The sequence below is a fragment of the Actinomadura sp. NPDC048032 genome, assembly GCF_040653175.1.
Lineage (GTDB): Bacteria > Actinomycetota > Actinomycetes > Streptosporangiales > Streptosporangiaceae > Spirillospora > Spirillospora verrucosospora.
The window spans coordinates 26,117-36,050 of the sequence record NZ_JBEZJP010000027.1; the positions used below are offsets into that span (position 1 = coordinate 26,117).

A 9,934-nucleotide genomic window follows, 5' to 3' on the forward strand; every position below is an offset into this window, starting at 1 on the left:
AGCCCAACGCATGGAGTTCCTCACGCTCCGTCCGAGCCGCCGCGGCCGCCTCGCCGGTTCGCCGTGGTCGCGCCCGGCAGGGCGATGAGCAGCCGCACGGCGGTCCCGTTCCGGCCCGTCCGGATCTGGACGAAGGAGCACAGCAGGCGCACCGCCCACAGCCCGAACCCGTCGCCGGGCGGTCCGCCGTCCGGCTTCGGCGGGACGAGGCCGAACCCGCCGCCCGGCTCCCACCGCCCCCCGTCGGTGACCTCGCAGACCAGGGCGGCGGCGCCGGGCGAGGCGTCGGTCCACATGCGCAGGACGACGGGCGGCTCGCCGTGCCGGAACGCGTTCGTGACCACCTCGGTGACCGCGACCAGGAGCCGCTGCCTCTCGCCGTCCGGCAGCGGCGTGCGCCGCGCGAAGTCGGTGACCCACACGCGGAGCCAGTACAGGTCGGGGCGCTCGATCTCCAGGGTCTCGGCGCCGTCCGGCGGCGGGGGCAGCGCCTCGCCGTCGCACCGGGCGCAGTACGCCGCGGGGCTCAGGAAGCCGGGGTTGGGGAGGGCCCGCGCGCCGCGCACGGTCTCGGGGTGCGTCCTGCGCCCGGCCGCGACGACGGACGCGGGGAGCGACGCCGCGTAGGGGCACATGATCGCGGCGCCGGTGCCGCGGAACGCCTCGTTCAGCACGGCCTCGGTCCGCTGCCACTCGACGACCTCCAGCGGCGGCCGCGTCGCCCAGACGGGCTCGCCGAGGACGCGCAGCCGGCGTCCGCGCCGCGCGGTCTCGAAGGCGTCGCCCACGCAGTCCGCCAGCGTGCGGGACGGGTGCGCGTACCAGGCGGCGGCCTCGGTGAACTCGACGCCCGCCGCGGCGGGTCCGAGGGCGTCGCGCAGCAGCGCCTCGCGGCCGGGCCCGCAGACCGCGAGGACGCGGTCGCCCGCGTCGAGGCCGGCGCGCAGGAACGGCACCGCGCCGCCGAGGAACTCCTCCGCCCCGGAGAAGGGCAGCAGGCGGTGCGTGAATCCGGCGCCCGGGGAGCCGGGGCTGCCGGGGGCGGCGCTCACGAGGGGACCGCCAGACGTGTGGTCATGATGTCACCGGCTGCGCGTGGCGAAAGGACGCGGCCAGCCTAGAACGCCCGCCCCCGGGGCGCCGGGATTCTCTGCCCGATTCGTCCGAAGTGTCGTCCGCAACCCCGCCGCGGGCGTGTCCGCTACCGGGGTCGGCGCGTCCGGGGGCGGCGGGGCGGACCGTGGACGGCGGCGCGGAAGCCCGGGGAGAGGTACCGGATCAATTCATCGGGCGGCATCGAGGCGACGGGTTCCACCGCGAGGACGTAGCGGGCGAAGATCAGCCCGGAGAGCTGGACGCCCAGCGCCCCGGCCCGCGCGGTCGCGTCGGGGCCGCCCAGATGGTCGGCGATGCGGCCGACGATCTCGCGTTCGACCAGGTCGCGCACCAGCCGGCTCAGGTCCGGGTCCTGGACGGCGGCGCGCACCATGAGCAGCAGCGGCCTGCCGTTCTCCGGGTCGTCCCACGCGGTGACCAGCGCGCGCAGGACGCGTTCGGGCAGCTCGGCGGGGTCGCCGGGCAGCGCGCCCGCCAGCACCTCGGGCGGGTTGGCGACCAGCCCGAGCACCGCGCCGAACAGGCCCTTCTTCGAGCCGAAGAAGTAGCTGATCAGCGCGGCGTCCACGCCCGCCTCGGCGGCGAGGGACCGCATCGTGACCGGCCCGTACCCGTCGGCCAGGAACCGCCTGCGGGCGACCGCGAGGATCTCCTCGCGGGTGTCGGGGCCACCGCGCCGCCGCCCCCGCCCGCCTCCAGATTTATTCATCAAGGTTGAAATATAGTGCGCGCCGGGGCCACCGTCGAGGCATGAACACCACGAAGCAGGGGCCGGGCGCCGTCCACCGAGCGGTGCTGCCGGCCGTGATGCTGTCCCTCGCCACGGTGGTGTCGGCCGTGGCCTCCCTCAACACGGCGGTGCCCTCCATCGCCCGCGACACCCGCGCCGGCCTCACCGAACTGTCGTGGATCATCGACGCCTACGCGCTGGTCTTCGCGGCCCTGCTGCTGCTCGGCGGCGCCGTCGGCGACCGCTACGGGCGGCGCCGCGCGCTCACCGCCGGGCTCCTCGTGTTCGGCGCGGGCTCGGCCGCGGCGGCGCTGGGCGGCGACCCGGAATGGCTGATCGCGATGCGCGGCGTGCTCGGCGTCGGAGCGGCCCTGGTCATGCCGGCGACGCTGTCCACGATCACCTCGACGTTCCCCGCCGCCCAGCGCACCCGCGCGGTCGGCGCCTGGGCGGGCGTCGCCGGGGCCAGCGCCATCTTCGGCCTCCTGGTGTCGGGGACCCTGCTGGAGTTCTGGACCTGGCGTTCGGTGTTCTGGATGAACGTGGTGCTCGCCGCGGTCGCCCTGGTCACGACGCTCGCGTTCGTCCCCGAGTCGGCCGAGCCGGACGCGCCGCGCCTCGACGTGACCGGCGCGCTGATCACCGTGGCCGGTCTCGGCGCCGGCGTCTACTCGATCATCGAGGCGCCGACGCACGGCTGGGCCTCCGCGCGGACGCTGCTCGGCCTCGCCGCCGCCCTCGTCGTCCTCGCCGGGTTCGTGGGGTGGGAGCTGAAGCGGTCGAACCCGCTGCTCGACCCGCGGCTGTTCCGCATCCGGGCGTTCTCGGCCGGTTCCCTCACCGTCACCGTGCAGTTCTTCGCCTTCTTCGGCTTCGTCTTCATCATCCTGCAGTACCTGCAGCTGGTGAAGGGCGACAGCGCCCTCGTGGGCGCGCTCAGCCTCGTGCCCATGGCGCTCGCGATGATGCCGTCCGCGCGGGTCGCCGCGCCGAAGCTGGCCGCGAGGCTCGGCCCGCGCCGCGTCGTCACGGCCGGCCTGCTCCTGGTCGGCGTCGGGATGCTGGTCTTCTCGCTGCTGGACGAGGACAGCACCTACTGGCTGCTGCTCGCGGGCCTCGTCCCGTTCGGCGCCGGCATGGGCCTCGCCATGACCCCGTCCACGGCCGCGATCACCGACGCGCTGCCCGCCGAGAAGCAGGGCGTGGGGTCGGCGATGAACGACCTGGCCCGGGAGCTCGGCGGCGCGCTCGGCATCGCCGTCCTCGGCAGCCTCCTGCAGTCGGCCTACCGCGCGAACCTCGACCTCGGGAACCTGCCGGGCCCGGCCGCCGAGCAGGCGAGGACGTCGGTCGCGGCGGCGGTGCGGCTCGGCCCGCAGGCCGCCGAGCACGCGCGGACGGCCTTCAGCGACGGCCTCCAGACGGCGTTCCTCACCGCGTCGGTCGCGCTCGCCGTCACCGCGGTCGTCGTCGCCGCCCTGTACCGCACGCCCCGCCGGGAGGCGGCGGAATCCGTCCCCGCGCCCGCCGATCAGGACGCTAAGCTGAACGCGCCCTCAGAGGGAAGCCCGAACGGGAGCCCGGACGAGGGCGCGGGCGGGCGTGGCGAAATCAGGTATACGCGGCAGGTTTAGGTCCTGTTGGTGGTGACACCGTGGGGGTTCGAATCCCCCCGCCCGCACCGGTCCCACCCCGGCCCACCCCGGCCCGCGCCGAGCGCGGGCCGGCGCGGTGCCTACAGGCCGAGGTCGCGGCGCAGGCGCTCCACGTGCCCCGTCGCCTTCACGTTGTAGTACGCCTTCTCGATCCGGCCGTCGGCGTCGATGACGAACGTCGACCGGATGACCCCGACGACGGCCTTGCCGTACAGCTTCTTCTCCCCGTAGGCGCCGTAGGCCTGCAGGACCTCCGCGTCCGGGTCGGAGAGGAGCGGGAACGTGAGCCCCTCCTTGTCCCGGAACTTGGCGAGCTTGGCCGGCTTGTCGGGGGAGACGCCGACGACGGCGACGCCCGCGGCCTCCAGTTCGGGCAGGCTTCCCTCGAAGTCGACCGACTCCTTGGTGCAGCCGGGGGTCATGGCCGCCGGGTAGAAGTAGAGGATCACGCGCTTGCCGCGCAGCGAGGCCAGCGACACCGCGGTCTCGTCGGCGTCGGGTAGCTCGAAATCGGGGGCGACGTCGCCCGGCTGCAGCCGCTCGGACACCCTGTCCCGCCTTTCGCTCGGATGGTGGGTCCAACGGTACCGGCTGGGGTGCGGCGGGCATCCGGCGGGAAGACCTGCAAGACTGTGCGGATCACGCTCGGCTCGTCACGGTTCCGGCCCGCGCGAGTACGCCCGACACGATAAGGACACGGCATGGCTGACAAGAGCCGCGACCCGGAGGCGCTGGAACGGGAGATAGAGCGCAGCCGGCGGCAACTGGCCCGCACCATCGACGAGCTCGCCGACCGGGTCAGCCCGAGGAACGTCGCGCACCGGGGCGCGGAGCGGCTGAAGGAGGAGGCCGACCAGGTCGCCAAGGCCCTCGGCGCGATGGTGCGCCCCTCCGAGGACGACGACGGCGAGGGTCCTCAGATCGACCGGCGGCTGGTGTTCGCCGGAGTCGGCGCGGCGGTCATCGTGACCGCCCTCGTCCTGCGGCGCCGCAGGCGCAGGAGGCGCTGAGCCCCGTCCCCGAGGCGCCGGTCCGCGGTCCGCGGCCGGCGCTTCCGCGTTTCCGGGCGGCGCCCGGGCGCGGCGGGGCGCCGCCGGAGTGCTGCGGGGCGGCTGCGTTCCACTGCCGGGCGGAGCGGGCGAGCAGCTCGGCGACGCCGCGCAGCCGGGCGAGCTCGTCCCGGCACGGCGGGCAGCCGCCCAGGTGCGCCGACAGCGCGTCCGCCTCGGCGCCGGCGAGCCGTCCGATGGCGTAGACGCCGAGCCCGGTCCGGTACGCCCCGCAGTCCGTTCCTCCCACGTCCCGGAGTACGGGCGCGGCGGCCCGGCCGTTCAGCGGGGGCCGGGTCAGCCGAGGTCGGGGGCCGTCGCGGTGAACCTGGCCTCGACGGTGGCGCGGACGATCTGCGTCTCCGGCTCCAGGTCGATCGGCTCGGGCTCCTCGGCCGCGCCGCCCGGCGCGCGCCCGTAGGCCGCGGCGAGCGCGACGGGCCCGCCGGAGCCGCCGTCGCGGCCGAGCCCCTCGTCCGACAGCTCCACCAGCCCGGTGAGCCGCGCCCCGAGCGCCTCGGCGTAGCCGCGGGCGCGCTCGACGGCCTCGTTAGCCGCCTGCCGCGCGGCCCGCCGGTACACCTCGCTGTCGTGCCGCAGCTCCCACTGCGGCCCGGTGACGTAGGTGCGCTCCAGGTCGCCGAGCCGGGCGACCAGCTCGCCCAGCACCGCGAAGTCGCTGACCGTGATCTTGATCCAGACGGTGCCGCGGTAGGCGCGGATGTCGCCCTCGCGCCGCCGGTACTTCAGCAGCGGCGTGATCGACAGGCCGCCCGTCTCCAGCTTCTCCACGGCCTCGCCGTAGGACTTGACCAGGTCGAGGCACTGCTGGTTCCGCTCGGTGAGCCGGTCGAGGGCCGCGCGCCGGTCGGACTCCTGCGACTCGACGTGCACCGACAGGCGCGCGATCTCCGGCTCGGCCTCCAGCACCGCCTCGCCGCGGACACTGATCATGGGAGCGTCGCTCATGCCCCCAACCTAGACGGTCGGGGGGCGCGCTCACAGGAACGTGCGGCCCTCGCCCCGGTAGGTGGGGACGGTGCGGACGTGCCGGCCGTCCTCGATGAGGTGCAGCGCGTCGAACCGTTCGCACAGCTCCCCGGCCTTGGTGTGGCGGAACCAGACGCGGTCGCCCACCGACAGCAGGTCGGCGGCGCGTCCGAGCAGCGGCGTCTGCACCTCGCCCGCGCCCTCCTCGCCGCTGTAGGACAGGCCCGTCGGCAGGTAGGGCTGGGGGAGGCGGACGGCGTCGGCCGGCCCGGACGCCAGGTAGCCGCCGCCGAGGCACGTGACGACGCCGGGCGCGGGGCGCCGGACGACGGGCAGCGCGAACAGCGCGGCGGGCCGTCCGGCGAAGTTGGAGTACTGGTCGAACAGGTGCGGCTGGTAGAGGCCGGAGCCGGCCGCGACCTCGGTGACGGCGCGCTCGGCCGCCGTCGTCTCGACGCTGCCGGTGCCGCCGCCGTTGACGAACTCCAGGTCGGTCAGCTCCCGGACGGCCCGGACGATCGCCGCGCGGCGCCGGGCCAGCTCCGCCCGGGACTGCCGTTGCATGGCGCGGATGACGCGCCCCCGCGCGGGCCGGCCGGGCGGCACGTCCCCGACGCCCGCGATCTGCGACTCGTAGGCCATCAGCCCGACGAGGTCGAGCGAGGGCCGCTTGAGGACCAGTTCGGCGAAGGCCCGGACGTCGGCGGCGGTGTGCAGCGGGGAGCGCAGCGCGCCGATCCGCACCCGGCCGCCGAGCGTGCGGTACGAGGCGTCGATGTCGACGCAGACCCGCACGCGCTGGTCGCCCGCGGCGGACTCGATCAGGTCGAGGTGCTCGGGGGAGTCGACCATCAGCGTGACGGCGCGGGCCGCGCGGGGGTCGGCGGCGAGCGCGGCGATCGCGGTGCGGTCGGCCGTGGGGTAGGCGACGAGGATGTCGTCGCTGACGCCCTCGGCGGCCAGCCAGAGCGCCTCGGGGAGGGTGAACGCCATGACCCCGGCGAAGCCCTCCATCGCGAGGACGTCCTCCAGGAGGGCCCGGCAGCGCACCGACTTGCTGGCGACGCGGATGGGCTTGCCGGCGGCGCGGCGCACGAGGTCGGCGGCGTTGGCGCGGAAGGCCGCGAGGTCGACGACGGCGAACGGCGCCTCCAGCCCGGCGGTCGCGGCGTCATAGCGGTCCCGGAGGTTCATGCTCGTCACGATGCCACACTACCGGGGGAATGTGAAAAGATCTCACGTCCCGGTGCGCGGATGGGCGGCGAAGAAGCTCCACAGCATCGGGCTCGCCTCCTTCGGCCACTGGTGCCGCCCGCCCTCGATCCTGCAGAACGTCACGGCGACGCCGCGCTCGCCCTTGCCCGTGCTCTCGCACCGGGTGTCGCCGCTGAGCGCCTTCACCCGCTCGCGCGGCTGGGGCAGCCCTCCGACCTTGCGCCAGAAGTCCACCGCGTCCGAGACGGGCGGGAACGGGCGCTTGTCGTTGAAGTCGCGGTCGCCGCCCCCGTTGAAGGGGACGTTCCCGTCCGCCGTCCCGTGGAAGATCATCGCCGACACCGGGCGGCCCGGGTCGCACCTGGTCACCAGCGCGCCCTCGACCACCCCGATCGCCGCGACCTTGCCCGGCTTCTCGCAGGCCATCCGGTACGCCATCCCGGCGCCGTTGGAGAAGCCGGTGACGTAGACGCGCTTCGGGTCGGCCAGCCCGGCGCCGGTGAGCTTGTCGATGAGCTTGCCGAGGAACCCGACGTCGTCGACCTTCCCGATCTTCGCCGCGCCGCAGCAGTCGCCCGCGTTCCACGTGGTCATGAACCCGTCGGGGTAGGCGACGAGGAAGCCGTGCTCGTCCGACAGCTTGTCGAAGCCGGTCAGGTCCCGCATCTTCGCCATGGTCGCCAGGCCGCCGTGCAGGGCGATGACCAGCGCGGGCCTGTCGGCCGGCCTGCCGTCCTTCCATTTCCCGTCCGCGACCTTGGACGGGACGTGCAGCAGGTACTCGCGGTGCCCGACCGTCCCCACGTCGAGCTTCTGCTTGTGCGTCCCCTCCGAGGTGGGGACGCCGTCGACGGTCGCGGGGCGCCGACCGCCCTTCCCGCCCTCGCCGCCCTTCCCGCCGGTCTTGCCGGTGCAGCCCGCCAGGGCCAGGGTGACCGCCAGCGCCACGAGCGCGATTCGCCGCATGCGGGCAAAGGTAACCCCAAGGCGGGCCTTCAAACTACTCACGGGTAGACAAGGCCGGCGGCGTCCGGCCGCGCCGACCGGCCGGTACGGCGGCGGGACGGGGACGCCGCCGCGTAAGCTCGGGAGGGACCCGTCGTGAGCTGGCGCTTCCCGCGCCGAGGCAAGAATGAGACCCGTGAACGAACCCGTGAACGAGTACGTGCTGACCCTGTCCTGCCCCGACCGGCCCGGCATCGTGGCCGCCGTCTCGGGGCTGCTGGCCGAGCGCGGGTGCAACATCGTCGAGAGCCAGCAGTTCGGCGACGGCGAGACCGGCACCTTCTTCATGCGGGTGCAGTTCGCGGCGCTCGCCGACACCGACCCCGACGAGCTGCGCGGCGCCTTCGCGTCCCTGGTGCCCGAGCTCGGGCTGGAGTGGCGGCTGCACCCGCTGGCCGAGCGCCCGCGCGTGCTGATCATGGTGTCGAAGGGCGGGCACTGCCTCAACGACCTGCTGTACCGGACGCGGTCCGGGCTGCTCGACATCGACATCGTCGCGGTGGCGTCCAACCACCCCGACCTGCGGCCGCTCACCCAGTCGTACGGGATCGACTACCACCACCTGCCGGTCGGGCCGGGAGGAAAGGCCGCGCAGGAGGCCGAGATCCTGACGCTGGTCGAGCACTACCGCGCCGACCTCGTCGTCCTCGCCCGGTACATGCAGATCCTGTCCGACGACTTCTGCGCCAAGCTGCCCGGCGCGATCATCAACATCCACCACTCGTTCCTGCCGAGCTTCAAGGGCGCCCGCCCTTACCACCAGGCGCACGCGCGCGGCGTCAAGCTGATCGGCGCGACCGCGCACTACGTCACCGCCGACCTGGACGAGGGGCCGATCATCGAGCAGGAGGTCGCGCGCGTCGACCACACCCACAGCCCGGAGGAGCTGGTGGCCGTGGGACGCGACGTGGAGTGCCTCGCGCTCGCCCGCGCCGTCCGCTGGCACGCCGAGCACCGCGTGCTGCTCAACGGAGACCGGACGGTCGTCTTCCGCTGACCTGCGGGTTCCCGGCCGATGAACGCGTGAGATGTCGGCATGGCGTGTTTCACTCCGCGTGACTTTCGCGCACCATGGGTGACGAAGCCGTAGGTGCCGAGGCTCACGGGGGGTGGCCATGGCCGAGACGCTGGTCAAGGAGCTGATCGAGGAGGCGCAGGGCAGGCGGCTGGCGCGCCGGCTCGCCGTCCGCGAGCTGCGGCCCCGCCGCGCGCTCGCCGGGCTCGCCGCGGCGCTGCTGGTGACCGCGTTCGGCGGGACGGCCGCGATCGAGTTGCTCGCCGGGGCGCTCGGCTCGGCCGTCCACCCGGTGCCGGGCGTCGCCCCGGTGGTGGAGGCACTGCGGCGGCACGCGTGGAACCATCCGGACGTGCTGGCGGCGTCGGGCGCGGTGGCCGCTCTCGGGGCGGCCTTCATGGCGGCCGCGCTGCCCGGGCGGCTGCGCGGGGTGCCGCTGGCGGGCGCCGATCCGCGGCTGGCGGGCGTCATCGGCCGCGCCGCGCTGCGCCGCACGCTCGCGGCCGCGGCGATGGAGGTCCCCGGCATCGAGCGCGCCCGCGTCCGGGGCCTCGGGTTCTTCCGCCGGGGCCTGCTCGTGCGGGCCGCCACCCACTACCGCAACCCGGCGAACCTCGCCGACCTCGTCCACGACGCGGTCGACGCGCGCCTGGACCGGATCGAGCCGATGCGCCGGCCGCCGGTCGACGTCCGCCTCGGCTGGCGGAAGGACTGAGGTGCCGGCGGGAGGGCCGCCCACGCCCGCGGGAGGTCCGGCAGTGCTGCGCAACGACCGACGGTGCCGACGGAAGGACTGACGATGAGGATCGCGATCGCGGTGACCGGGGCCGTGCTGCTGCTGGCCGGCGCGGCCGGCCTCGCCCTCGGCCTCGGCGCCTTCGACGCGTTCGGCGCCCTGTCGGGGCGGCCGCTGCTCGACCCCGCGCTGGCGCGCTTCGCCCGCGAGACCGGCTGGTTCCTGCCCTCCGCGGCGGGCGCCGCGGAGGTGCTCGCGCTCGCCGGGCAGCTGTGGCTGGTCATGCAGGTGCGGGCCGTCGTCCACCAGCGGTGGCCCGACCTCGACCCCGAGACACGATCGCGCGGGCGATCGGAGCTCTGGAGACGGAGGGCTACGTCTGGGCTGTCCAGGGCCGAGGGAGCATCGTCCGCCACGGCATGA

At 74.8% G+C, this 9,934-nt stretch carries 12 protein-coding genes and 1 tRNA gene; 6 read left to right on the forward strand and 7 right to left on the reverse strand.

The window, feature by feature from the left end; translation table 11 throughout:
- Nucleotides 1-20: 20 nt before the first annotated feature.
- Both AB0C69_RS06400 and AB0C69_RS06405 read right to left on the reverse strand, forming a co-directional pair.
- Complete coding sequence (locus tag AB0C69_RS06400; RefSeq protein WP_345184197.1) at nt 21-1,052, reverse strand: sensor histidine kinase; 1,032 nt, start codon at nt 1,050-1,052, stop codon at nt 21-23.
- A 149-nt stretch (nt 1,053-1,201) separates the two neighbouring features.
- Nucleotides 1,202-1,825, reverse strand: a complete 624-nt coding sequence (locus AB0C69_RS06405) for a TetR family transcriptional regulator (RefSeq protein WP_360350523.1) — start codon at nt 1,823-1,825, stop codon at nt 1,202-1,204.
- Between the two features lie 41 nt (nt 1,826-1,866).
- Here AB0C69_RS06405 and AB0C69_RS06410 point away from each other — a divergent pair, with 41 nt between their 5' ends.
- Both AB0C69_RS06410 and AB0C69_RS06415 read left to right on the forward strand, forming a co-directional pair.
- The gene (locus AB0C69_RS06410; RefSeq protein WP_360350526.1) at nt 1,867-3,480 is read left to right on the forward strand and encodes an MFS transporter; all 1,614 of its coding nucleotides are present in this window, start codon (nt 1,867-1,869) and stop codon (nt 3,478-3,480) included.
- Nucleotides 3,443-3,527 (forward strand) — tRNA-Leu (locus tag AB0C69_RS06415). The genes AB0C69_RS06410 and AB0C69_RS06415 overlap by 38 nt, the downstream gene beginning before the upstream one ends.
- A 54-nt stretch (nt 3,528-3,581) precedes the next feature.
- On the opposite strand, the gene bcp is transcribed toward AB0C69_RS06415, so the two are convergent.
- A complete protein-coding gene (gene bcp / locus AB0C69_RS06420) occupies nt 3,582-4,049 on the reverse strand; it encodes a thioredoxin-dependent thiol peroxidase (RefSeq protein ID WP_345184203.1) in 468 nt (155 codons plus the stop codon).
- 153 nt (nt 4,050-4,202) lie between these two features.
- On the opposite strand from bcp, the gene AB0C69_RS06425 reads away from it, so the two are divergent.
- Nucleotides 4,203-4,511: a DUF3618 domain-containing protein gene (locus AB0C69_RS06425; protein WP_345184205.1), complete on the forward strand. Its 309-nt coding sequence runs from the start codon at nt 4,203-4,205 to the stop codon at nt 4,509-4,511.
- Here AB0C69_RS06425 and AB0C69_RS06430 read toward each other — a convergent pair.
- Genes AB0C69_RS06430 through AB0C69_RS06445 form a run of 4 tightly spaced genes read right to left on the reverse strand, consistent with a single transcriptional unit; the run spans nt 4,462 to nt 7,721 of the window.
- On the reverse strand, nt 4,462-4,800 hold the full coding sequence (locus AB0C69_RS06430) for a zf-HC2 domain-containing protein (RefSeq protein WP_360350530.1): 339 nt from the start codon (nt 4,798-4,800) through the stop codon (nt 4,462-4,464). The two genes, AB0C69_RS06425 and AB0C69_RS06430, sit on opposite strands and share 50 nt — an antisense overlap.
- A 47-nt stretch (nt 4,801-4,847) precedes the next feature.
- Entirely contained in the window at nt 4,848-5,519 is a 672-nt protein-coding gene (locus AB0C69_RS06435; RefSeq protein ID WP_345184209.1) for an SIMPL domain-containing protein, read from the reverse strand.
- Nucleotides 5,520-5,549: 30 nt separating this feature from the next.
- The gene (locus AB0C69_RS06440) at nt 5,550-6,734 is read right to left on the reverse strand and encodes an amino acid deaminase/aldolase (protein WP_360350550.1); all 1,185 of its coding nucleotides are present in this window, start codon (nt 6,732-6,734) and stop codon (nt 5,550-5,552) included.
- A 42-nt stretch (nt 6,735-6,776) separates the two neighbouring features.
- Entirely contained in the window at nt 6,777-7,721 is a 945-nt protein-coding gene (locus AB0C69_RS06445) for a PHB depolymerase family esterase (RefSeq protein WP_360350534.1), read from the reverse strand.
- Nucleotides 7,722-7,887: 166 nt separating this feature from the next.
- Between AB0C69_RS06445 and purU the strand changes: the two genes are divergently transcribed.
- The 3 genes from purU to AB0C69_RS06460 all read left to right on the forward strand — a co-directional run bounded on the left by purU (nt 7,888) and on the right by AB0C69_RS06460 (nt 9,934).
- Complete coding sequence (purU, locus tag AB0C69_RS06450; protein WP_360350537.1) at nt 7,888-8,757, forward strand: formyltetrahydrofolate deformylase; 870 nt, start codon at nt 7,888-7,890, stop codon at nt 8,755-8,757.
- A 118-nt stretch (nt 8,758-8,875) separates the two neighbouring features.
- Nucleotides 8,876-9,490 (forward strand): DUF6286 domain-containing protein, encoded by a 615-nt coding sequence (locus AB0C69_RS06455; protein ID WP_360350540.1) that lies wholly within the window; start codon nt 8,876-8,878, stop codon nt 9,488-9,490.
- Nucleotides 9,491-9,574: 84 nt separating this feature from the next.
- Nucleotides 9,575-9,934, forward strand: coding sequence for a hypothetical protein (locus tag AB0C69_RS06460; protein WP_360350543.1), 360 nt, complete (start codon nt 9,575-9,577; stop codon nt 9,932-9,934).

Bases quoted from the DNA above. Each gene is read 5' to 3' on its own strand.
- AB0C69_RS06405 (WP_360350523.1), bottom strand. From the start codon at position 1,825: ATGAATAAATCTGGAGGCGGGCGGGGGCGGCGGCGCGGTGGCCCCGAC.
- AB0C69_RS06410 (WP_360350526.1), top strand. From the start codon at position 1,867: ATGAACACCACGAAGCAGGGGCCGGGCGCCGTCCACCGAGCGGTGCTG.
- AB0C69_RS06425 (WP_345184205.1), top strand. From the start codon at position 4,203: ATGGCTGACAAGAGCCGCGACCCGGAGGCGCTGGAACGGGAGATAGAG.
- AB0C69_RS06435 (WP_345184209.1), bottom strand. From the start codon at position 5,519: ATGAGCGACGCTCCCATGATCAGTGTCCGCGGCGAGGCGGTGCTGGAG.
- AB0C69_RS06440 (WP_360350550.1), bottom strand. From the start codon at position 6,734: ATGAACCTCCGGGACCGCTATGACGCCGCGACCGCCGGGCTGGAGGCG.
- AB0C69_RS06445 (WP_360350534.1), bottom strand. From the start codon at position 7,721: ATGCGGCGAATCGCGCTCGTGGCGCTGGCGGTCACCCTGGCCCTGGCG.
- purU (WP_360350537.1), top strand. From the start codon at position 7,888: ATGAGACCCGTGAACGAACCCGTGAACGAGTACGTGCTGACCCTGTCC.
- AB0C69_RS06455 (WP_360350540.1), top strand. From the start codon at position 8,876: ATGGCCGAGACGCTGGTCAAGGAGCTGATCGAGGAGGCGCAGGGCAGG.
- AB0C69_RS06460 (WP_360350543.1), top strand. From the start codon at position 9,575: ATGAGGATCGCGATCGCGGTGACCGGGGCCGTGCTGCTGCTGGCCGGC.